General features: G+C 41.6%; 26 protein-coding genes. 11 read left to right on the top strand and 15 right to left on the bottom strand.

Going from position 1 to position 22756, the window contains the following annotated elements; translation table 11 throughout:
- Positions 1–72 precede the first annotated feature (72 nt).
- On the top strand, positions 73–1221 hold the full coding sequence (locus R2Q80_RS14920) for a hypothetical protein (protein WP_316800356.1): 1149 nt from the start codon (positions 73–75) through the stop codon (positions 1219–1221).
- A 173-nt stretch (positions 1222–1394) separates the two neighbouring features.
- Here the strand turns inward: R2Q80_RS14920 and hemF are convergent, their stop codons facing one another.
- The 3 genes from hemF to R2Q80_RS14905 form a co-directional block, all read right to left on the bottom strand.
- A complete protein-coding gene (gene hemF / locus R2Q80_RS14915; RefSeq protein ID WP_316800355.1) occupies positions 1395–2288 on the bottom strand; it encodes an oxygen-dependent coproporphyrinogen oxidase in 894 nt (297 codons plus the stop codon).
- Positions 2289–2432: 144 nt separating this feature from the next.
- Entirely contained in the window at positions 2433–3659 is a 1227-nt protein-coding gene (locus R2Q80_RS14910; RefSeq protein ID WP_316800354.1) for an MFS transporter, read from the bottom strand.
- A 104-nt stretch (positions 3660–3763) separates the two neighbouring features.
- Complete coding sequence (locus tag R2Q80_RS14905; RefSeq protein WP_316800353.1) at positions 3764–3934, bottom strand: coproporphyrinogen III oxidase; 171 nt, start codon at positions 3932–3934, stop codon at positions 3764–3766.
- 206 nt (positions 3935–4140) lie between these two features.
- Here R2Q80_RS14905 and R2Q80_RS14900 point away from each other — a divergent pair, with 206 nt between their 5' ends.
- The 3 genes from R2Q80_RS14900 to R2Q80_RS14890 all read left to right on the top strand — a co-directional run bounded on the left by R2Q80_RS14900 (position 4141) and on the right by R2Q80_RS14890 (position 6713).
- Positions 4141–4626 carry a DUF4442 domain-containing protein gene (locus R2Q80_RS14900; protein WP_316800352.1) on the top strand — a complete coding sequence of 162 codons (486 nt, stop codon included), beginning with the start codon at positions 4141–4143 and terminating at the stop codon, positions 4624–4626.
- 9 nt (positions 4627–4635) lie between these two features.
- A complete protein-coding gene (locus tag R2Q80_RS14895; RefSeq protein ID WP_316800351.1) occupies positions 4636–5265 on the top strand; it encodes an ATP-binding protein in 630 nt (209 codons plus the stop codon).
- Positions 5266–5333: 68 nt separating this feature from the next.
- Positions 5334–6713, top strand: coding sequence for an MATE family efflux transporter (locus R2Q80_RS14890; protein WP_316800350.1), 1380 nt, complete (start codon positions 5334–5336; stop codon positions 6711–6713).
- Here the strand turns inward: R2Q80_RS14890 and R2Q80_RS14885 are convergent.
- From R2Q80_RS14885 to R2Q80_RS14850, 8 genes are all read right to left on the bottom strand, one after another.
- On the bottom strand, positions 6694–7428 hold the full coding sequence (locus R2Q80_RS14885; protein WP_316800349.1) for a hypothetical protein: 735 nt from the start codon (positions 7426–7428) through the stop codon (positions 6694–6696). The genes R2Q80_RS14890 and R2Q80_RS14885 overlap by 20 nt on opposite strands.
- A 38-nt stretch (positions 7429–7466) precedes the next feature.
- On the bottom strand, positions 7467–8150 hold the full coding sequence (locus tag R2Q80_RS14880) for a pseudouridine synthase (RefSeq protein WP_316800348.1): 684 nt from the start codon (positions 8148–8150) through the stop codon (positions 7467–7469).
- Between the two features lie 33 nt (positions 8151–8183).
- Entirely contained in the window at positions 8184–9086 is a 903-nt protein-coding gene (locus R2Q80_RS14875; RefSeq protein ID WP_316800347.1) for a histone deacetylase, read from the bottom strand.
- Positions 9086–9946: a bestrophin family protein gene (locus tag R2Q80_RS14870; RefSeq protein WP_316800346.1), complete on the bottom strand. Its 861-nt coding sequence runs from the start codon at positions 9944–9946 to the stop codon at positions 9086–9088. The genes R2Q80_RS14875 and R2Q80_RS14870 overlap by 1 nt, the downstream gene beginning before the upstream one ends.
- A 5-nt stretch (positions 9947–9951) precedes the next feature.
- A complete protein-coding gene (kynU, locus tag R2Q80_RS14865) occupies positions 9952–11247 on the bottom strand; it encodes a kynureninase (protein ID WP_316800345.1) in 1296 nt (431 codons plus the stop codon).
- Between the two features lie 65 nt (positions 11248–11312).
- Positions 11313–11801 carry a pyridoxamine 5'-phosphate oxidase family protein gene (locus R2Q80_RS14860; RefSeq protein ID WP_316800344.1) on the bottom strand — a complete coding sequence of 163 codons (489 nt, stop codon included), beginning with the start codon at positions 11799–11801 and terminating at the stop codon, positions 11313–11315.
- A gap of 51 nt (positions 11802–11852) precedes the next feature.
- Positions 11853–12458: a DNA-3-methyladenine glycosylase gene (locus R2Q80_RS14855; RefSeq protein WP_316800343.1), complete on the bottom strand. Its 606-nt coding sequence runs from the start codon at positions 12456–12458 to the stop codon at positions 11853–11855.
- A 13-nt stretch (positions 12459–12471) separates the two neighbouring features.
- On the bottom strand, positions 12472–12948 hold the full coding sequence (locus tag R2Q80_RS14850; RefSeq protein WP_316800342.1) for a GAF domain-containing protein: 477 nt from the start codon (positions 12946–12948) through the stop codon (positions 12472–12474).
- A gap of 81 nt (positions 12949–13029) precedes the next feature.
- Here R2Q80_RS14850 and R2Q80_RS14845 point away from each other — a divergent pair, with 81 nt between their 5' ends.
- Positions 13030–13725: a DUF3291 domain-containing protein gene (locus R2Q80_RS14845; protein WP_316800341.1), complete on the top strand. Its 696-nt coding sequence runs from the start codon at positions 13030–13032 to the stop codon at positions 13723–13725.
- 33 nt (positions 13726–13758) lie between these two features.
- On the top strand, positions 13759–14010 hold the full coding sequence (locus R2Q80_RS14840; protein WP_316800340.1) for a hypothetical protein: 252 nt from the start codon (positions 13759–13761) through the stop codon (positions 14008–14010).
- A gap of 235 nt (positions 14011–14245) precedes the next feature.
- Here R2Q80_RS14840 and R2Q80_RS14835 read toward each other — a convergent pair whose 3' ends face one another.
- Entirely contained in the window at positions 14246–15016 is a 771-nt protein-coding gene (locus R2Q80_RS14835) for a queuosine precursor transporter (protein WP_316800339.1), read from the bottom strand.
- A 148-nt stretch (positions 15017–15164) separates the two neighbouring features.
- Between R2Q80_RS14835 and R2Q80_RS14830 the strand changes: the two genes are divergently transcribed.
- The 5 genes from R2Q80_RS14830 (at position 15165) to R2Q80_RS14810 (ending at position 20633) form a co-directional block, all read left to right on the top strand.
- Positions 15165–16391: a multidrug effflux MFS transporter gene (locus R2Q80_RS14830; RefSeq protein WP_316800338.1), complete on the top strand. Its 1227-nt coding sequence runs from the start codon at positions 15165–15167 to the stop codon at positions 16389–16391.
- Between the two features lie 247 nt (positions 16392–16638).
- On the top strand, positions 16639–17784 hold the full coding sequence (locus R2Q80_RS14825) for a methionine aminotransferase (protein ID WP_316800337.1): 1146 nt from the start codon (positions 16639–16641) through the stop codon (positions 17782–17784).
- A 22-nt stretch (positions 17785–17806) separates the two neighbouring features.
- Positions 17807–18610, top strand: coding sequence for a nitrilase family protein (locus R2Q80_RS14820; protein WP_316800336.1), 804 nt, complete (start codon positions 17807–17809; stop codon positions 18608–18610).
- A 140-nt stretch (positions 18611–18750) separates the two neighbouring features.
- A complete protein-coding gene (locus tag R2Q80_RS14815; protein WP_316800335.1) occupies positions 18751–19785 on the top strand; it encodes a N(4)-(beta-N-acetylglucosaminyl)-L-asparaginase in 1035 nt (344 codons plus the stop codon).
- 71 nt (positions 19786–19856) lie between these two features.
- A complete protein-coding gene (locus R2Q80_RS14810; protein ID WP_316800334.1) occupies positions 19857–20633 on the top strand; it encodes a copper homeostasis protein CutC in 777 nt (258 codons plus the stop codon).
- A gap of 4 nt (positions 20634–20637) precedes the next feature.
- Here the strand turns inward: R2Q80_RS14810 and R2Q80_RS14805 are convergent, their stop codons facing one another.
- From R2Q80_RS14805 to R2Q80_RS14795, 3 genes are all read right to left on the bottom strand, one after another.
- Positions 20638–21042 carry a DUF983 domain-containing protein gene (locus R2Q80_RS14805; protein WP_316800333.1) on the bottom strand — a complete coding sequence of 135 codons (405 nt, stop codon included), beginning with the start codon at positions 21040–21042 and terminating at the stop codon, positions 20638–20640.
- 85 nt (positions 21043–21127) lie between these two features.
- The gene (locus tag R2Q80_RS14800) at positions 21128–21709 is read right to left on the bottom strand and encodes a Crp/Fnr family transcriptional regulator (protein ID WP_316800332.1); all 582 of its coding nucleotides are present in this window, start codon (positions 21707–21709) and stop codon (positions 21128–21130) included.
- A gap of 14 nt (positions 21710–21723) precedes the next feature.
- Positions 21724–22710: a D-alanine--D-alanine ligase gene (locus tag R2Q80_RS14795; RefSeq protein WP_316800331.1), complete on the bottom strand. Its 987-nt coding sequence runs from the start codon at positions 22708–22710 to the stop codon at positions 21724–21726.
- Positions 22711–22756: the final 46 nt, after the last annotated feature.

Below are 22756 nucleotides of genomic sequence, written 5' to 3'. Positions count from 1 at the left end.
CCGAAATTTCGGAGCTCTTTTTTTTATGTCTATTTTTATGGTTTATTAAGATTTTAACTGGTTCATTACGATATGCAAAATTCCTTTAAAACAGCAGTAGCAGCAGTCTTATTTTTATCCTCACAAGCAGTAATGGCACAAAAGAGCCAGATTCTTATCGCCCGCAATTCAGTGGCTAAACTACAGGCGTCTATTGCAAATAAAGAAGATTCAAAAAAACAGCTTACCATTGTTTCCGAAGGATTAAAAGCAATTGAATCAGCAGAAAAAGACAGTAAAACAATGAAGTGGTCTGAAACATGGTCCATCAAATCCTATTTAACATCATTTGCCGCATTAATCGATACTGATGCTGCAAATTCAAATAAATACTATGATGCCGCAATCGAGGCGATCAATAAAGCGAAATCTCTGGATAAATTCGACGACAATTCCGGACTCATAAAGGCCTCACGCCATAATATCCTCATCAAAAAGCAATACAAGGCCAACGAATCTTATTTCGCTAATGACTTTAAAGAGGCTTTTACTGATTTAAAAGAGGTGAGTGATAGTTTTCCCGCAGATACAACTTTGGCTTTAAACACCGCAATCTGTGCGTACCAGATACAGGCCTATGATGAAGCATTAAATTATTTCAAAAGAGCTAAAGAAAACGGGATCAGGAATCCGACAGTGTTTCAGAAAATGGCACAAATGTATGTGGTTAAATCAGACAACGAAACAGCAATCAAAACATTGGAAGACGGCCTTGCACTAAATTCTTATAATCGTTTGCTAACCAATGATTACATAAACTTATTACTGGATACCGAAAACTTCAATAAAGCTCAGGGGCTGATCGAAAATAATTTAAAAGTTGAAAAAGGAAGTAAACTGCTTTATTTCTTATATGGTTACCTGCAGCAATATGGTGGAAATAACTCTACAGCAATTCTAGCCTATGACAGGGCTTTATCCAGTGATCAGAATTATTTCGATGCACTTTATCAGCTAAGCCTGGCTTATATCAATTCAGCTAACGAAACTTTAAAGAAAACCGAAGCTGATAAGGCTGCAAAATATAACGGATTCATCGATAAAGCACAATACGCTTTGCAACGAGCCAATGAAATCAATCCAAACGATAAAAAAACGGTTCAGTTGCTTATCGAAATTTATACCCGTAAAAAAGCTGCCGACAAAGTACAGGAGCTTACCCGAAGACTTCAGGAACTTTAATCATCAAGATTACACCGGCCGGATAGAGTGGATGTCTACATCAACAACTTAACATAATGTTAATTATAAGCTATTACTAATACCGGAGAAATAGGGGTACTTTCAACAAGGATAAACAAAAGGCCGGCTAACATATTGTTAACCGGCCTTAAATAATTATGCTAAATATTAGCTTAAATCCAGTTAATACCTTTTTTAAGCAGTTGTAAAGTTTGATATTCTGCTGATCCGGCTTCCGGTTGAACATTATAACCCCAATTAGCCTGTGGCGGCAAACTCATCAAAATAGATTCAATCCGGCCATTGGTTTCAAGCCCAAATTTAGTTCCCGAATCATATACCAGATTAAATTCTACATAACGGCTTCGGCGTTGATATTGCCAGTCTTTTTGAACCTCAGTGAACGATTTATCACGGTTTCGATCAATCAGCTCAGTGTAAACGGGTAAAAATGTTTCTCCGATATTGATGGAGAAATCCAGAATTTCATCCCATGATAAATTCGTTTGCTCGGGCTTCAAGCGGTCGTAAAAAATACCGCCAATGCCCCGGGTTTCCTCACGGTGTTTGATGTAAAAATAATCATCAGCATGTTGCTTAAATTTTGGATAGAAATCCGGATTAAACTCATCACAGGCATTCTTTAATTTGTGATGGAAAAAACGTGCATCATTTTCGAAAACATAATGTGGCGTTAAGTCGATGCCACCGCCAAACCAGCGCGTTTCATCGTTTAACTCAAAATACCGGATATTCATGTGAATGATTGGCACTAAAGGATGGTTTGGATGGATCACTATCGATACCCCGGTCGCAAAAAAATCATCCTCAGTTACGTTAAAAGCTTTTTTAACCGCTTCAGGTAATTTTCCATAAACGGCTGAAAAATTTACACCACCTTTTTCAATAACCGACCCATTTTGCATAATCCGGGTCCGTCCGCCTCCCCCACCTGCGCGTTCCCATAATTCTTCCTCAAACTTTCCCTTGCCGTCGGCAATTTCTAATCCTCTGCAAATTTCATCCTGAATTTGCCTGTAACGTGCTGCAACTTCTTCTTTAAACATCGCGAATCTTCTATCTGAAACAAATTTAAAGCTATTCTACAAGCAAATTTCATTTATATTTAGATAGTACATTTAGTTGACATAGGAGTAATTACCTCCAAAAAGACAAATCAATACTGTATCTACTGGTTAAATCATCAAAATCTACTCCTCAAGATAATTCAAATCCTTATTAAAGCTCTCTTTTAAAGAAACTACAGAAATCATGGCTATAATAGTCACAATAGCCATTAAAATAAAGCCGGCAGTAACAATATTGTACTGATGAACGAAGAATTCAAACAGCAGCGTAATTGGAATTAATGCGCCACGAACGAAGTTCGGAGCGGTTGTGGTAACTGTTGAACGTATATTAGTCCCAAACTGCTCGGCAGCAATAGTTACAAAGGTGGCCCAATAGCCAACGGCGAAGCCCATCACTAAACAAATTAAAATAAAGCTGCTTTCAGTAAGGTCTTTACTGGTAAGGTATAATACAACGGTTAACACCGACAGCGTCTGGAAGATTAAAACGGTCTTTTTACGTGATTTCAGTAATTGGGCAAGGAAACCGCAAACAACATCGCCAACAGCAATCCCAAAATAAGTGTACATAATCCCCGTGCCGGCATTCAAAACATCTTTCGCACCCAATGCTTTGCCTATTTCAGGGCTTTGAGTAACCAATATACCCACGATAAACCAAAGTGGTAAACCCAGGCAAATACAGGCCAGATACTTCAAGAATCTTTTACGGTCGGAAAAAAGCATAAAGAAATTACCTTTTGAAACGTCTTTACTCTGCTCAGCATGTTTGAACATACCCGATTCAAAAGTCCCTACACGTAAAAGGAGCAGCAGCAATCCCATTCCACCCCCAACAAAGTAGGAAGTTTGCCAGGTGAAATGCTTGCCTATCGTTGCTGCAGCTGCCGCGCCAAGCAAGCCTATTCCTGCCACAACCATCGTACCGTACCCCCTTTTTTCTTTGTCCATGGTTTCCGTTACCAGCGTAATACCAGCACCCAGCTCGCCCGCAAGGCCAATACCAGCGATAAACCGGATTATCGCATAAGTATGTACATCAGTAGCAAACCCATTAGCAATATTTGCCAGCGAGTACATCAAAATAGAACCAAAAAGTACTTTGATACGGCCGAATTTATCACCGATAATGCCCCACAATAGTCCGCCTAATAAAAGGCCAAACATCTGCATGTTAATTACATACTCTCCGTCTGTTCGCATCTGTTCCGGAGAAACACCAATATCTGCAAAACTTTTTAGTCTGACTACAGAAAATAATACGAGGTCATAGATATCTACAAAGTAACCCAAAGCGGCTACAATAACTAAGAAGACAACGTTTCGGCTGGTGGTTTTGGAATTCATTTAAATACTTGGTTTAACCGCTGAAAGTACGAATTAGCGCAAATATTTAAAATAGATTATTAAAATAAAAAACCACTCCTGGTTTGGAGTGGTTTTCATATTTCCTACATTGGAGGCATTTTCTTTGTCGTATCTGGTGGCATCGTCTTCGACGTGTCAGGTGGCGTAGTTGTTTTTGTCGTATCCATCGGCGTTGTAGTGGTCGAATCCGTCATTGTACTGTCTGATGAACCAGCCATATTTTTAGACGAATTGCATGCTGATGTGGCAATCATTAAAGTACCAGCAAAAGCAAGACTTAAAATTATTTTTTTCATAGTTTTTATTGTTATCTGTAATGCTTAACAACCTAAGTGTCATTTGGTTTTAATTTTTTGTCGATTGCGTAATAAAATTGCGACCAAAAGTTTATCATAAAATATGACAGAAACATCAGCCATAAAACTTTAAAAGGTGATAAAACTTTCTGATATTAGTAAGTATGATGATTTCTCAGAACACACTCAAATGGGTAATGCGTTTCTATCCGCCATTATTCTTTCAGCGCATTTGGGTACAGAAATTTGATGATGATTTTAGAAGCTGTACGGTAAAGCTTAGTAAAAGCTTTTTAAATAAAAACTATAATGGCTCTATTTTTGGCGGAACCATTTATGCTGCTACCGATCCATTTTACGCCCTTTTATTCGATCAGCTTATGCAGCGCAGGGGTTTCAAAGTTAGGGTATGGCTTAAAAGTGCCTCTATTCAGTACCTTAAACCTGGCCGCTCAAACCTTTATTTTACCATTCACCTTACCGACGAAATGATCGCTGAAGCTGAAGGAGCATTGAAAACTGTAGGGAAGTTTGTAAAAGCTTATCCAATGGAAATCACGAATAAAAAAGGTGAGCTTTGTGCCACTGTTATGAATGAAGTTTATGTCAGGAACCTTCACCAGGGCGAAGAGCCAAGGGTTGCTTATTAATTTGTAATTATGCCGAGTATTAAAAGTTTGATTCTCCAGGGCGAAGGTGTGAGACTGGATTTTAAAAAAACAATCACCAACACCGAAAAAATTGCGAAGAGTTTGGTCGCCTTCTCCAACAATCAGGGAGGTAAATTGCTCATTGGTGTGGCTGATGATGGATCAATAAAAGGGGTCAAATCCGAAGAAGAAGAAAAGTATATGATCCTAACGGCCGCACATCAGTGTTGTAAGCCTGCAATAGAGCCATCCTTTGAAGAAATTTATGTGGATGATAAACTCGTACTGGTTGTCAATATCCCTGAAAGTGATACAAAACCACATTACGCCCTCGATGATCAAAAGAAATGGTGGGCTTACATCCGCATAGATGATAAAAGTGTCCTTGCCAGTAAAATTATAGTCGAGGTGCTCAAAAATGACCACAAAGATAAGGGAGTACTCATTTCTTATTCTGATAATGAAAAAAAACTGCTGGAGTACCTGGATAAGAATCAGCAAATTACACTAAAAGAGTTTAGTAAACTACTTCGTTCATCTTACAGGAAAGCCCAGAAAATTCTTGTCAACCTGATTCTAACCAATGTGATCAAAACCCACACCACAGAGAAAGAAGAGTATTTCACCGCTGTAAAATAAATCAGCTTACAATTTACTTACAGGAGCCTGTCTTTTTTGATAGTTAAAAAACCGACCTTTGCAGGCTTATGTTAGAAAAACTCTACTCCAGATATAAACCTTATTACAAAGAAAATCTACATTTAGCCTTACCAATTGTCGGCTCACAAGTGGGGCACACCCTGGTGCATATGGCTGATAGCGTTATCGTGGGCCACTTTACCGATACCACTCAGCTTGCGGCAGTATCCCTGGTAAACAGTATCTTCATACTGATTATGGTAATTGGATTAGGCATCTCCTATGGCTTAACACCACTTATTGCCCAGGAACATGGCCGGCAAAATGATGATGAATGCGGCAGACTCCTCTCCAACAGCCTTATCATAAATGTGTTTGTCGGAATTATCCTGTACCTGCTCGTTCATTTCGGCGTACTGCTAGTGATAGATCATTTAGGCCAGACACCTGCTGTGGTTACCTATGCGAAACCTTATCTGGGCCTGCTCTCTGTTTCCATTATTCCTTTATTGGTTTTTCAAACTTTTAAGCAGTTCGCAGAGGGATTAGGCTTCACCAAACAGGCCATGTTCGTATCTATCTGGGGCAATGCAATCAATATCATCCTCGGAATCGTATTTGTAAAAGGAATGTTTGGCATCAAACCTATGGGCGTGAGCGGTGTAGGGCTGAGCACGCTAATTGACAGACTTTTAATGGCAACGGTAATGGCCGTTTATGTGTTAAGGTCAAAACATTTCAAAAAATACCTTATCAGTTTTAAAATTACCTTCATTGATAAATTGAGGGCAATGCAAATCATTAAAATCGGTGCTCCTGTAGCGATGCAGTATTCTTTTGAAATCAGTGCTTTTAGTGGCGCTGCCGTATTAATTGGTACAATCGGTGCTGTGGAGCAGGCAGCGCATCAAATTGCCATCAGCCTCGCTGCAATGACTTATATGATTGCGAGCGGAGTAGCCTCAGCGGCCACTATTAAAACCGGAAACAACTTCGGAAAGAAAAACTTCGCCGATCTGCGGAAGTCAGCAATTGCAAGTTATCATGTCATCCTGGTCTTTATGAGCTGCACAGCCGTCATATTTGTTTTGGCCCATCTGTATTTACCATTCATCTACACTGAAGATTTGAGTGTCGTGAAAATCGCAGCACAACTACTCATCATCGCAGGTTTCTTTCAGCTTTTCGATGGAACCCAGGTTGTGGGTTTAGGTGTGCTACGGGGTATTGGAGATGTAAACGTCCCTACAATGATTACTTTTCTCGCTTATTGGGTAGTAGGTATCCCGGTAGGTTATCTGTTGGGGCTGAAATTTGGATTGGGTGTAAACGGAATCTGGTATGGCTTAACACTCGGGCTCTTAACCGCCTCCGTACTCCTGTTTCTGAGATTTCAGAACAAAACCAAAATGCTTAACGATAACGCTGTTATTTCCCCCCAACATTAACTACTATACCAATCGTAAAAATTGAATTACCAGCACTCATATAATCCCTGTTTTTAAGGCCTATATTACTGCTCGTGGTGTATTGCAGCTGAATGTTTTTGCTGAGGCCCATTCTGGTAAAAAAAATCGGTTCAAAGAAAATGTTGTCTTCCTTCGGTTGTACAATTCCATTCAGGAAAAACCTGTCCATCTTCACATGGCTGATCCTTAAAGCCGTTCCATAGTTGATCGGGAAATCCGTGCCGAACAAATGCAAATTGTTTTTACGCTTCGAACTATAGTTTACCTGAAGGAATGATTTGCGGTAATCCACTTCCTGGCGTTCAGAATATACCAGCACATCATTCTTAAAATCCCGGTTAGTGATATCACTCCATCCTTTTCCCACCCCACCATAAATTTCAATGATTCTGTTATTGTCCGGACCAAAGGTGTCAAAGTAGCCACCCCCGATTTCGATCAGTTTGTGACTAAAATCCTTACTTCTGCGCTCACTCTGCATCGTAGAACCACTCGCAAGTATGCCGATGTGATCAGAAATCGCATAAGCCCCGTTTATACTGGCATTTCCCTTTAATGAAATATGTCCGCCACCACTAAATTCTCCCTGCTTGCTCAGCATAGGTGTATTGGGAACGTTGGGCATGTAAACGGATGAACAGCCTGAAGCAAAAAGCGCTAATACCGGAATAGCGAAACGTAAGTATTTATTCATAGATGTTTTATAAACAGCATTTCGGGAGAAAAATTGTGCTAGAATTTCATTTTCATGAAATCCATTACCCTTTTAAATTCGTCATGGAGATCAGCTTTTATATGGATCTGCTCCCTTGTTTTTGGATGAAGGAAACTCAGCTCTGAGGCATGAAGCAACATCGTTGTCATATCCCACTTTTCCAGAAACAATTTGTTTTGTTTGTTGCAACCATGAGTTCTGTCGCCAATAATCGGGTGGAAAATATGACTGAAATGCCTTCTCAGCTGGTGCATTCTTCCGGTTTTAGGATTGGCCTCTACAAGCGAATATCTGGATGTGGGATGTTTACCCATAGGAACATCAAGCTCAGCCCGCTGTAAAGTTCTAAATGCCGTAAACGCATCCTGCATGCTGCCATTTTCTTTTGCCAGCGGATGATCAATCTCCATTGCATCAGGTGCGAAACCCCGGAGTATCGCAAGATATTTCTTGTTAGTTTGTGTATTCATAAATTGCTGCTGCATAGCAATTTCGGTATCTTTATCAAATGCAAACAATAAAATCCCGCTCGTTTTCCGGTCTATGCGATGAGTGGGATTAACATGCCTCCCAACCTGATCACGCAGCATTTGAAGCGCAAATTCAGTAGCATCTTTTGCAATTGAAGATTTATGCACCAATAACCCGTGTGGTTTATTAATAGCGATTAAATGCTCATCCTGATAAACGATTTCCAACATGCCGCGAAGATAACGATATTTTGGGCATCAAGCCTATTCAAATAAATCAAAAGCCACACGGTACGTATTGCAGTGCGCATCCACAATATCTTTGATCTCTTTCGAATAACCACCACCCATACTGATTTGCACGGGTAGCCCCTTCGCTTTACAGCGCTGTAGTACAATCCGGTCCCGCTCCTTACAGCCGCTCCGGCTTAGAGAGAGCTTGCCCAGCTTATCCGTGGCCAGCACATCAACTCCGGAAAGATAGAAGACAAAATCCGGTTTTGATCGCTCAAATGCTTTTTTTAAATTACTTTCCATAACAGAGAGGTATTCCTCATCCTCAACACCATCATCCAGCGGAACATCAAGATTCGAAACCTCTTTTCTAAACGGAAAGTTTTTGTCGCCATGTACCGAAAACGTGAAAACACAGGGTTCTTTAGTAAAGATTTCCGCAGTACCGTTTCCCTGGTGTACATCTAAATCAATAATTAAGATTCTTTTGGCTAATTTTTTATTCAGCAGGTAGTTAGCTGCAATCGCCTGGTCGTTGAGCAAACAAAATCCCTCCCCCCAGTTACTGCCGGCATGGTGGGTACCACCTGCAACATTAAAAGCAATTCCGGCTTCCATAGCATACCTCGCGCCCTCAATCGTTCCCTGTGCAATCATCAGCTCCCTTTCCACCAGTTGGGCGCTCAAGGGAAAGCCGGTTCTGCGCTGCTCTTTTGGTGATAATGTTAAATCGCGTAATTGCTCCCAATAGTTTTTTTCATGAGTCAACAGGATGGTTGCCTCATCAACATATCCCGGCTGAAACAAGTTTGCATGCGATATCGTTCCCTCATGCAGCAATTGTTCAGGAATGAGCTCGTACTTTAACATCGGAAACCGATGCCCCTCGGGAAGCGGATGCGCATAAATAGGATGCCAGGCAATCTTAATCATTAACTCAAAATCTCCTCCACGTGTTTCTCAATATTGTTGCAAATGGTGTCCGCCGGCAGGTCATTGGCATCGTATCCAAACGGATCTTCTATTTCTTCAGCTATCAGCTCCAAACTGGCTAATACATAGAGGATAAAAGGGACAATCAATACCAGGTAGTAACCTAGGCTAAACACCCATCCGATAGGAATCGTAAGTACATAAACAAAAATAAATTTCTTGATAAATGCACTGTAAGAAAAAGGGATTGGTGTATTCTTAATTCTTTCGCAACCACCACATATATCCGTAAACTGGTTCACGTCGGCAGTCAGCACAATGAGCTGTTCCTGCGAAATGCGCCCTGCAGCCGTCAAATCGTAAAGCCTCGAGATCATGCTGCTCGCAATCTGGTTTGGGATATGTTTCCCTTCAGTCACCTCAATCAGAAAACTATTCTTCCCAAAATACTTCTTTTCACGCAGGTGTTCCTTCAAAGCAAAAGCATATTTGGGTATACCATATTCAAAAAAGCGCGTATCCTCTTCAGGAAGTTTCAGCGCCTTGATTTTCATCGCAAAATTCCTGCTCACATTGGTTAGTGCACCTAAAAGCTTGCGCCCGTCCCACCACCGGTCATAGGAAGTATTGGTCCTAAATACCAGTAGCATCGAAATCACAAAGCCAAGCAGGCTGTGCATCATGCCAATATTGCTTACGTAGTCACTTTTGGATAATTTAAAAACATGAAGCTCCAGAAATGAAATCACCCCCGAAAATGCCGCAACACTCAGCATCAGCGGCCACAGTTTCCTGAAGGTATCAGCCTTATGGATGTGGAAGATAAAGGTAAACCAGTCTTTCGGGTTATAATTAATCATAGGTATTATTGAAGGTTTAAGACTTTTTTGGTCACCGCAAGCAGCGCCTCTCCCGTCAGGTAAATATCCTCAAAAGAATTGTATAAGGGTATCGGACTTAAACGAATCACATCCGGCTCCCTCCAGTCTCCCAGGATATGGTTTTCAATAAGGCCGTCAAAAATCTGTTTCCCTTTGTCTTTTGCAATGATGGAAAGCTGTGCGCCCCGGGCCTCACTATCGCGTGGCGTAATGATTTTGTACTGCTCCGTTTCAATCCTTTTATTTACCTGTTCTATAATGAATTCCAGGTATCGGGTTAAAGCAATGCTTTTGTTTCTGAGGGGTTCTATAAAACCTGCCTGTTCAAAAATTTGCAGCGATGAATGATAAAGCGCCATTGGCATCACCTGGGTACAGCTCACCTGCCAGCCATCGGCCCCTGCTTCCGGAATAAAACCTTTGGTCATTTTAAACCGCGTATTTTCCTGATATCCCCACCAACCTGCAAATCGGTTGAGTTTCGTATTACCAAAGTGCTTTTCATGAACAAATATCCCGCTGATGCCACCCGGACCTGAGTTCTGATATTTGTATGAACACCAGCAGGCGAAATCCACATCCCAGTCATGAAGTTTAACCGGCACATTTCCTGCAGCATGCGCAAGGTCCCAGCCTACTATTGCACCAACCGAATGACCCGCTCTGGTAATGGTTTCCATATCATACCATTGCCCGGTGTAGTAATTTATTCCCCCGAAAAGTACCAGCGCAATCTCATTCCCATTTGCTTCGATTTGCGCAATGATGTCGTCGGTTCGTAATGTTTCCTCGCCCGCACGCGGAAAAACCTCTATGATCGCTTCTTTCGGGTCAAATCCGTGGAACCTAACCTGACTTTCGATCGCGTATTGGTCAGACGGGAAGGCACCACCTTCCATAATAATTTTGAAACGTTTTTGTAGCGGACGATAAAAGCTCACCATCAGCAGGTGCAAATTTACCGTCAGGGTATTCATTGGGCACACCTCTGCAGGTGATGCACCCACAATCGGCGCCATCAGTTTTTTCAGTGCTTTATGGTAAAATATCCAGGGCTCGTCGCCCTCAAACCAACCTTCTACAGCATAGTTTGCCCAATTGTCAAGTTGCTTTACTAAAACTTCTTTTGAAACTTTAGGTTGAAGTCCTAAAGAATTACCACACAGATAAATAAAATCTTTACCATTATGTTTCGGGAAGATAAACTGATCCCTGAATACGCTTAATTCGTCAGCCTGATCCAGGCTTCTGGCGAAAGCCAGATTGTTTTCTAAATTCATTGCCCCAATAATACAAAAAAAGCAGGTATTGTCGCCAATCCTGCTTTTCAAAGGGTGTATTTTGTTTAAAACTTCATCGTTTCGTGCTTTCCTAAATCCGGAGTGTCACCAGTTACAACTGCTTTCAATATACTGAATAATACTACTATTTTAGATGATGATGCATCCCAATACTCTGCTTCATCCGGGGTTACTTTAATAAGGATCAACCTGGGATCTTCAATACCATCAGGGAACCATGCTTTAATAAATGATGAGAAATATGCTTCCTTCCGCACCTTATCGTCAACCAGTTCTGCCTTTCCTTTTACGGTAAGGTAGGTATTCTTTGAGGGTTCGCTATAGGCTAGCAGTACGTTATTGTCTTTAGAAATTTCCTTTGATTTCGGCGAATATTCGTTGGTATAGAACCATATGCTGCCATCGTCCTCAATTTTTGCTGTGCCCATTGGTCTGCTTCCAAATTCATCTTTTGCAGAAAACGTCGTGAACATGCAGGTGCGGACACCCTCAGCCATCTCTTTTAAAATAGATATATTTTTCTCGTTTTTCATTTTTTTTAGGTATTTGAATGAATAACACGAGTAAATAAGAAATGTTTGCTTCTAAACTTTATTCGGCTTGCTTACATATTTATTCCCTACCACAAAAAACCTCCAGGGCAATAAGGCGTGCTCTTTGGCGTATGCAATACCTACGCGAGGTGTCGCGGCAATTGCCTCTTTCCCGAATTTTATCTGATGATCTTCAATCCAAACCTCGCCTCCTGATAAGTCTTTATTGTTAAAGCTCCTGTCGATGCCCAGTGCTTTAGCAGCAGATCCTGGTCCTGAAGATATTGCTGCTTTGGTTGCAGGCATGTTCCTGCGCTTCTCCATAAATTCCTTGCCAATCAGCGGCTCAATTGCCCTGATTAAAACCGCCTGCGGATCGCCCTCAGTCGACGTAATCACATTGAAAAGGTGATGCAATCCATAGCAAAGATATACATAGGCTATTCCTCCTCTCTGATACATGGTTTCTGTACGGTTAGTTCTACGGCCACCGTAGGCATGTGAAGCTTTGTCGCGGATTCCCAGATAAGCTTCTGTTTCAACAATAACTCCGGCAGATACCTGACCATCAATATTCGTAAAAAGCACTTTACCCAATAAATCCTGCGCTACACCTACAGCGTCCTCATTCAAATAATAATCTGCAGAAAGTTTCAATCGATGTAGTTTTTTACTTTAGTAAAATGGATATAACCTGTTCTAAATAAGTTTGGTCTGTATCGTTAAAATGACCCAGGAACTCACTGTCTACATCCATTACGCCAATCACCTCATTGTCTTTTATGAGCGGTAGCACAATTTCAGATTTTGATGCCGATGCGCAGGCAATATGTCCCGGGAACTGATCAACATCAGGAACAATCAGGGTTTTAGCTTCTTCCCATGACGAGCCGCAGACACCCTTACCCTTCCTGATCCTGGTGCAGGCTACAGGCCCCTGAAACGGACCTAGTACCAGTTCTTCCCCTTTAATCAGATAAAAGCCTACCCAAAACCAGTTGAACTGTTCCTTCAATGCAGCGCAAACGTTAGCCATGTTGGCTACAAAATCCGTCTCGCCATCCAGTAGTCCCTCAATTTGCGGAAGTAACGACTCGTATTGTGCCGCTTTTGTTGTATTTCTGTTGATGATTAAATCTTCTGCCATAATCATCAAAGTTAAGAAATAACCGGCAGTTTGCTATCCTGCTTAATTTGCTTAGTTTTGAGCGCTTATTCAAACCCCTGCATGATCGTAGCATTAACCATAACCCGGTTCAAAAGTCATAATATACTTTTTGCATTCTTAGGGATGGCGTTGCTGCGTCTGCCCCTATGGCTTAATCCTAAATGTATTTTCTGGAAACTTATGGGTAGTGGCAAGGACGCACAGGTAGATCTCGGGCCCGATTTCAAACACTGGGCATTGCTAACCACCTGGGCTAACCGCAACGATTGCGATCAGTTTTACCAGCAGGCATTCCCCGTTAAATGGTTTCGCAGGTTCGGTACAGAAGAATTTACCATATTACTAAAGCCTTTATCTTCTCATGGTAAATGGTCAGGAAAACAGCCGTTTATATTTGATAAAGATGAACAAAAGCCATCCGGGCAGATTGCAGTCATTACCCGTGCAGCGATTAACTTCGGTAAGGTTAAAGAATTCAGAAGTAATGTCAAAAGGGCGGCTGAAGCCATGCGTAAAGCTGATGGTTTTGTACTCTCCGCAGGTATAGGTGAAAATCCATTTTTAGACCAGGCTACTTTTTCCATTTGGGAGAACGCCGAAGCGATGAAGAAGTACGCCTACCAATCATTCGACCATTCCGATGTGATCAAATTGACCAGAGACCGTAAATGGTACAGTGAAGAACTATTCGCCCGTTTTGCAATTGTTGAAAGCACTGGCACCCTGAATGGTCAATCCTTAAATCAAAATCAATAATTAACTCATTCAATAATTACATAATCACAAAGCATGAGAGTAATCGCCGAACTTCCACATCCTGAATGCAAAATTTCCATCTTCTCCATGAATCAGAAGTTTATCGTAAAATTTGAGCAAGGCACTTTTGAACAAAGCTTCAAACTTGCCGAACTGGATCTCAGTGGTGGAGGTGTGAATGATGTTTTCGAGATTCTTGATGAGGAATTTATTGCCACAGTCATAGAACGCTTTAAGGTCATGAGGACTGATTTCACAGCTGCCTATAACAGACATCAATATTAGATTTATAGGAAGGTAACTGTCTGATCTGTAGGTTTTAATACGGCTAATCAAAATATTATTCTGTAAAATTCACGCCTACTGGCAGAAGGTCTATCATTTTCATCTTGCAAACATTTAACTCAATATTTTTAAGTTGTTGAAATATAGTGATATAAAATCTTGATCAGAATAATATTCTGTTATCGTATTTTGCCAAATATCTGATATTTCCGCTCGTATATAGTAAAAACAGATATTAACCCCTGCCCGCCATATCCATCAGTTTCCTGGCTAAATCTTTTCCCAGGTAACCATCAATTATGGCATGAACAATATATAGGATCGGAGTCATTAAGATGGCAACTATAAATTTGTAAGTGTAGTTTACCAGGCCTATAGCAGCCACCATTTGCCAGCTGTAATGATATTGCGGGTTCAGATAGAAAGCAATAAATATAACCACAAAGCTATCAATAAGCTGAGATACCAATGTAGAACCGGTGGCCCGTAACCATAAAGCCCGCTCCCCTGTTATCCTTTTTATCCTATGAAAAATTAAAACATCCGCCAGTTGCCCAACAATAAAGGCTATAATCGACCCAACAATGATCCACATCCCCTGACCAAAAATGCCGGCAAATGCGTTGTTCATATTCAGGTCTTCGCCATTTATTTTCTGGTGTACCCAAAAATCTGCGGCACTTAAATGCATTGATCCCCATACCACTATAAAAGCAAAGGCGATCAGGATTGAAGTAAGTATAGACAGAAACCTCACCTGTTTCACCCCGAAATACTCATTGATAATATCCGTCATGATGAAAATGATTGGCCAGGTTAAAACACCTGCAGACATCACAAAGGAAAGATTCGGTACGCCGAATAAGTTGATGTCGAACTTTTTAAAACCGAGGGTTTCTTCGACACTGAATAATTTAACACCAATAAATTCTGATAAGATCGCATTGGCCACAAAAAAACTCCCCAGAATGAGAAGTAAACGGCTTTCTTTAGTTTTAAAAGTCATAGACCATAAATCTAAAGATAAATCGTTTCAATTCTCAGGTTTTAAATGTTAATTTTTAAAAGCCTTTACCTTTTTACAATCGTTCAACCATAAAAATAGGTTAAGAAGTTAAATCTCCCAATCTTTGCGCCGCTCAAAACTATTAAACATGGCTCAGAAAAAACACTTCTTCCTCATTCTTATATTAGGCTCACTGGCAGCACTCGGTCCCTTTTCAATCGATATGTACCTGCCTGGATTTGTCGATATTGCCAATGACCTTAAAAGTACAGAATCTACAGTTGCCTTATCGTTGTCCAGCTTTTTTATCGGTATCTCGGCTGGTCAGCTCTTATACGGACCGCTGTTAGACAAATTCGGAAGGAAAAAGCCGCTTTATTTCGGACTGGCCTTATACATTGTGGCCTCTTTTCTGTGTTTGGCCGTTACCGATGTAAACCAGTTGATCATATTGAGGTTTGTGCAGGCCATCGGAAGTTGTGCTACTGCCGTTGCATCTGTGGCTATGGTTCGCGACCTTTTCTCTGTCGAAGATAGCCCAAAGGTCTTTGCATCACTTATGCTCGTAATTGCCGTTTCCCCGATGCTTGCGCCAACTGCAGGTGGATATCTTATCTCAGCCCTGGGTTGGAAATATGTATTCGTATTTCTCGGCTTTATGGCCATTGTTATTCTGCTGGCCTCCATATTTAAACTTCCCGAAAGCTACAAGCCCGATCCAAATTACTCCTTAAAACCCAGGCCGATCATCAATAGCTTTTTGTCTGTTTTAAAGGAGCCACAGTTTTCCACTTACGCACTCATCAGCTCCATTACCTTCTCTGGTTTGTTTGCCTATGTTTCTTCATCGCCAACGGTTTTCATGAAGATATATGAGGTAAGTAAAACGGGCTATGGCTGGATCTTTGCCCTGCTGTCTGTTGCATTTATCGGTTCAAGTCAGCTGAACAGCATGATTTTGAAATGGTTCAGCAGTAAACAGATTGTAACCTGGGCGCTATTGGCACAATGCGCTTTCAGTTTAATTTTTCTGGTTTTTGCCTTAAATAACTGGCTAGACCTATATTCAACCATTGGCTTTATCGCGCTGTTTTTATGTTGCTTAGGTTTCATTAATCCAAATGCTGCAGCATTGTCTCTGGCGCCGTTCACTAAAAACGCCGGTAGCGCATCAGCTTTAATGGGCGCTACACAAATGGGCTTAGGTGCCTTGGCCTCTGTGGTAGTCAGTTTGTTTAGTGAACACTCTGTAGTACCCATGCCCCTGGTCATGACTATTGCTGCCTTTACCGCCTTATTGTGTTTCCTCATCGGCAGAAAATTTATCGAAAACGAAGTAGCAGCCTCAGCCGACGCCGCTGTTGTTGGTCATTAATCTGTTTCTGGTAAGTAGAGCAGTAAAAATGATTAAATAAACGGTCTTATATTTCCTTACATTACTTACATGGTAGAAATTCTGCATCATATAAGGAATGTAAGGCCATTTTAGCTCCGTTTTCTAATGGTTTCTGCCCCCAATAGTCATTTTAAGCTAATCTTCGCTTTTTTAAAATGACTCAGGTAGATAAAATACCGCTACTCCCTGCGCGCTTTTCTCTTTTTTTACTACTTTCGCTTATAACATGTTGAACATACAATCAAAACTTCCTGGTGTAGGCACCACCATTTTCTCGGTGATGTCGAAACTCGCGGCAGAACACAAAGCCATAAATCTATCACAGGGTTTTCCCGATTACCCCAGCGATCCGAAATTGACTGAGCTGGTGCACAAAGCCATGAAGGACGGTTTCAATCAATATGCACCAATGCCGGGTAATATCCTGTTGAAGGAGACTATCACTCAAAAGGTGCACAACATGTATGGTATCTCCTATAATCCCGATACCGAAGTAACTGTAACTGCCGGTGGCACCCAGGCTATTTTTACCGCCCTGGCCACCATTATCAACCCTGGAGACGAGGTCATTATATTCGAGCCTGCCTACGATTGTTACGCACCCACCATAAGACTTTTCGGAGGTCTGGTGAAAACCTACGAACTTACCCCACCGGCTTATGGTATCGATTGGGATATGGTGAAGAAGCTTTTCACGGCAAATACCAGGATGATCATTCTGAATTCTCCGCAAAACCCATCCGGTAGCATATTATCTGATGAAGATATGCGGGCGCTGATCAAACTTGTTAGCGGAACAGACATTTTGATACTGAGCGATGAAGTGTATGAACACCTGATTTATGATGGCCAGCAGCACAAAAGTGTAATGCTTTATCCTGAATTGAGAGAGAGAAGTTTCATCGTTGCCTCTTTTGGAAAACTTTTGCACGCCACTGGCTGGAAGCTCGGATATTGCCTTGCACCCGAAAAACTGACCAAAGAATTTAGGAAAGTACACCAATTTAACGTTTTCAGCGTTAATAGTCCCATGCAGCAAGCCATTGCCGAATACCTTCAGGATCCGGAAAATTATACAGGCATCACTTCATTTTTTGAGGAGAAACGAAATTACTTTAGGGGATTGCTGGCCGCAAGTCGTTTTGAACTATTGCCCTGCCATGGTTCCTATTTTCAGAGTGCAAGTTACGCGCACTTCAGCGATGAAAAAGATACAGACTTCAGCATCAGGCTGATCAAAGAATTTGGTGTGGCCACCATCCCGGTTTCAGCATTTTACCAGAAATCAACCGACCATAAAATTATAAGATTTTGTTTCGCCAAAGAAAACTCAACCCTTCTGCAGGCGGCAGAAAAATTAAAGAATGTTTAACTCATCCCGTTAAAATAAACATATGGAAGCACCTCTTTACACTCAAATAGAGAATCTGAAAGTTACTGTTTTTCAGGCTTACCTGTTTTGGGAAAACATCGAGAAGAATTTACAAAACCTCACTCTTCGTTTATCTATGGGCGTGCGTGAAAAAACGGATCTGATTGTTTTACCTGAAATGTTTAACAGCGGCTTCAGCATGAACGCCGAAACTCTCGCCGAAGAGATGGGTGGCTTTACCATGCAATGGATGCAAAAAATAGCCCGTCAGTACAATTGCGTAGTCACCGGAAGCCTGATTATTAAGGAAAACGGACAATACTATAATCGGATGATCTGGATGGAGCAAAATGGTGAATATCAGAAATATGATAAGCACCATTTATTTGGGATGGGTGAAGAAGATGAGAACTTTAGCGCAGGGCATGATAAACTGATTGTAACCCTTAAAGGCTGGAAAATTAGACTGGCAATTTGCTACGACTTGCGCTTCCCGGTATGGTTACGAAATCAAAATGAGGAATATGATATTCTCTTGCTCATCGCCAGCTGGCCTGATAAGCGTTCATCACACTGGAAAGCACTGATTCCCGCAAGAGCAATCGAAAACCAGAGTTACGTAATTGGCGTTAACCGCGTAGGGCACGATGGCAACCAGATATACCACAGTGGCCATTCTATGTGTATCGATCCTTATGGAAGTACCGTCTATTATAAACCTGAAGATGAAGATCTCTATACCTTTAGTATTAATTATGAGGAATTGGTAAAGGTAAGGCGACAGTTTCCTTTCTTAAAAGATGCAGATCATTTTACCATCAGTTAAGTAATTCTGATCAAATCAACGATTAACCACTCACTAGCCTAACGATTATGGGTCTGACTAGTTAAACGATTAACCAGTTCAGCAAACTAAGTATTGAATTATTGAACCGAAAACAACAAACAAACCCTATCATAACACCAATGTTTAACCGCCGCAAATTTATAAAGGCCTCTGCCCTTTCAGCAGGATTGCTAGCTATTGACAAAACCAGTATCGCTGATGCCGTTCCCAGATCAACAGCAATCAAAGCCAATCTACCCATTGTCATTTCAACCTGGGATTTTGGTATTGCCGCCAATGCCGATGCATGGAAAGTACTTTCAAAAGGCGGAAAAGCCCTTGATGCCGTAGAGCAAGGCGTCTGGGTACCCGAAGCTGATGAAAAAAACCAGTCGGTGGGTTACGGCGGTCTGCCCGATCGCGACGGAAAGGTTACCCTGGATGCCTGCATCATGGATGAACAAGGCAATTGCGGTGCCGTACTCGCCCTCGAACACATTAAACACCCGATATCTGTAGCCCGCAAAGTGATGGAAAAAACACCTCACGTCATGCTTGCAGGTGATGGTGCCCTTCAGTTTGCTTTAGAACAGGGTTTCAAAAAAGAGAATCTGCTTACCCCTTCAAGCGAAAAGGCATGGAAAGAATGGCTCAAAACAGCAAAGTACGAGCCTGTAATGAATATTGAAAATAAACTGTACGAAAAAGCTGCCCCTCAGAAACTACCGGGGAACCAATACAATCACGATACCATTGGAATGCTGGCAATAGATGCCCAGGGAAATGTTTCGGGTGCTTGTACCACCAGTGGCATGGCCTATAAACTTCATGGCAGAATTGGCGATAGCCCGATTATCGGTGCCGGCTTATATGTCGATAACGAGGTTGGTGGCGCAACGTCAACAGGTGTTGGTGAAGAAGTAGTGCGTAACGTAGGCTCCTTTCTTGTAGTTGAACTCATGCGTCAGGGATATACTCCAGAAGCCGCTTGTAAAGAAGCCGTTATGCGGATCATTAAAAAGAAACCAGAAACAGCAAAAAATATTCAGGTCGGCTTCCTGGCTATCAATAAAAAAGGTGAGTATGGTGCTTATGCCATCCAGCAAGGCTTTAGCTATGCTGTTTGTAATGCCGAAAAACAGGATCTGTTAATTAAAGGAAAAAGTTATTATTAAAATATCCTGCCGCAGGTGATGAGTATTAATCATGAATTGACCTGTTCACCTGCGGCTTACCACCTGATCAAATGAATCAATTTCAATCAAATTCAACGGCAGTCTGGGCATTGGAAGTATGTGCAAACGGCTATGAATCAGCGCTGGCTGCACAGGAAGGCGGAGCTATCCGTGTGGAGTTTTGCGATAACCTCGCTGAAGGCGGTACCACCCCAAGTTATGGTCAACTTGCCCTGGCCAAGAGAAATCTAGATATCGAAATCTGGCCGATTATCCGTCCCAGAGGAGGAGATTTTTTATACTCTGATATTGAGTTTAACTTGATGAAAGAGGATGTAAAGAACTGTAAGGCATTAAATTGTGATGGAATAGTCACTGGTTTATTGAATGCGGATGGTAGCATTGATAAAGTGCGTACAGCCGAATTAATAGAACTGGCCAGGCCGCTCCCCGTTGCTTTTCACCGGGCGTTTGACATGACCAACAACATGGAAAAAGCCCTTGAAGATCTGATTGATCTGGGGATTGTAAGGGTGTTAAGCTCCGGTGGAGAAACCACTGCATCCAAGGGCGCAGAAACCTTAGCCAGGTTGGTCGCACAAGCTAATGGTAGAATCAGCATCATGCCCGGTGCCGGAATCAATGAAAACAATATCACTGAACTGATTCAGCAAACGGGTGCAACTCAGTTTCATGCTTCAGCCAAAACTTTCGTGGCCAGTAAAATGGTTTTCAGAAATGAGTCGGCAAAAATGGGAACCATCGATGATGAATACCAGTATGAGCTAACATCGCCCGAAAAAGTCAAAGCCCTGGTTAACGTAATTCAATCATTTTCAAATTCCTGAGCAATCAGGCTTTTGCCTGATCTCCGCTTCCGGGTATAAAATGAAGTCCCGGGGTAAGGTAGTGAAGTAAAATCACTCTCGAGTACCGGTAATTAAAAGGCGAACATAACAGCACACCGAATAAAATTAAGCCCACATAGTACCACAGATTTTCATAAACCAAATCCAGGCCCAGTACATACGATGCCACTCCTATAGTAATGATTTCGGCCACGTTCATCGCGTAACTCACAAACATGGCAACATAAAAAAAGCCGGGCTCCCGCTCAAATTTGAGGTTGCAGTGCGGACAGTTTACATTCGTTTTCTGAAGTCTGAAAGAATATGCGTTCCCCGAAAAGATTTCCCCTTTACGGCAACGTGGACATTTGCACTGAATAAAAGCCTGAAATTTAGATAGCTCTGCCATGATCTGTTGTTTAACAGTACAAATGTAGGTTTTTAAAATGCCCTGCATTATGACCTATATCATGTTTTGAACAATATTTTAAAGACTAAGGTTTTACTATTTTCCCTTTAATGGTTTGGATCTTCCCTTTTTCTGCAAGCAATTTTACGCCCCTGATTACGGTTTCAACCCTCAGTCCGGTCATATCAGCCAGATCCTGTCGCGTAACCTTCAAGTGGTCACCCGGTTTCATATCCGCCAATAGATAATTGATCATGGTGAGCAGCCGGTGTTCAGCTTTTTCACTGGCAAGTTCCTCCAGCATCATCGATTTATAAAACAACCTGTTGCTTAACGTGTGGATCAGCTCCAGACTGAAATTAGGTTCATTTCCAATCAGTCCGAAAAACTGTTCCCTGTCCACACGAATAATCTCCGAATCTTTACTTGCGATGGTGTAAGCCAGGTAACGGCGGTTTAAAATCAGCGCAGGCTCACCGAAGTATTGGCCAGTTTTAAAAATGCCCTGAATAAACTCCTTGCCATCTTCACTAACCGTAACCATCCGCACTTCACCCGACTTAATGAAATACACATAACGTGGAAGCGCGCCTGGCTCGTAAATTACCGCATCCTTTGGATATTCCTTAGGCATAAAGCCTTTATTGATGATGTGCTGAATATCCATAACTGCGTTTACCCTTAACCTAAGGTTTCTTTCATTAAGTTCGTATAAAACTGTTTCAGGCTAATGCCCATTGCAGCCACCTGCTGCGGAATAAAACTGGTTGCCGTTTGGCCAGGGATGGTATTGATCTCGATAAAATAAAATTTACCTGTACCTTCTTCCAGAAAATAGTCTACACGGACAACACCCCTGCAGTTCAATTTAACATAAATATCTTTAATAATCTGGTGCACCCTGGCGTATTCCTCATCGTTCATATCGCCGGGTGTAATTTCCTTAGTTGCCCCCGGGGTATATTTGGCCTCAAAATCGAAAAATTCATTCGAAGGAATTACTTCGGTGGTTGGCAAAACGGTAATCTCTCCGTTGGCCTTAAATACACCAATGGAAAACTCCCTTCCGCTCACAAATTCTTCTATTAAGATCTGATTATCTTCTTTGAATGCTTTTTCAATCGCTTCATCCAGGTCGTCGGCATGTTTAACTTTGGTCATCCCGATACTGCTGCCGCCACTATTTGGTTTTACGAAATAAGGTAACTTTAAATCTGCTTTGATTTGGCTAACACAATAATCTCCCCCCTTAAAAATCTGTACCGATCTGGCAACGTTTAAATTTGGAATGCCATCCACAATGGCTTTTGTATAACCTTTATTCATCGTGATGGACGAGGTAAGCGCATCGCAGGTAGTATAAGGGATATTGAGCATATCAAAGTAGCCCTGAAGTTTACCATCTTCACCCGGAGCACCGTGGATGGCAATGAAAACGCCTTCAAACTTTATTTTGCGACCTTCCAGTGTAATCGAAAAATCGTTCTTATCAACTGCTATCTTCACCGAATCTGCAGGCTCGTAAAACCAGCCCTTATCATTGAGCATAATCTTATAGACATCGTACAAGTCGGAGTCGATATTTTGCGCAATCGTAGCCGCACTTTTTACCGAAACTACCCATTCGCCTGTAGTACCGCCTGTTAACAATGCAATAGTCTTTTTCATGATGAAAATCCTTTATATAAATAGAAATTGATAAGTAAATATATCC

The organism is Pedobacter frigidisoli (genome assembly GCF_032678525.1).
Lineage (GTDB): Bacteria > Bacteroidota > Bacteroidia > Sphingobacteriales > Sphingobacteriaceae > Pedobacter > Pedobacter frigidisoli_A.
The sequence above is the reverse complement of the archived record's forward strand: the minus strand, read 5'-3'. Positions and strand labels throughout refer to the sequence as shown.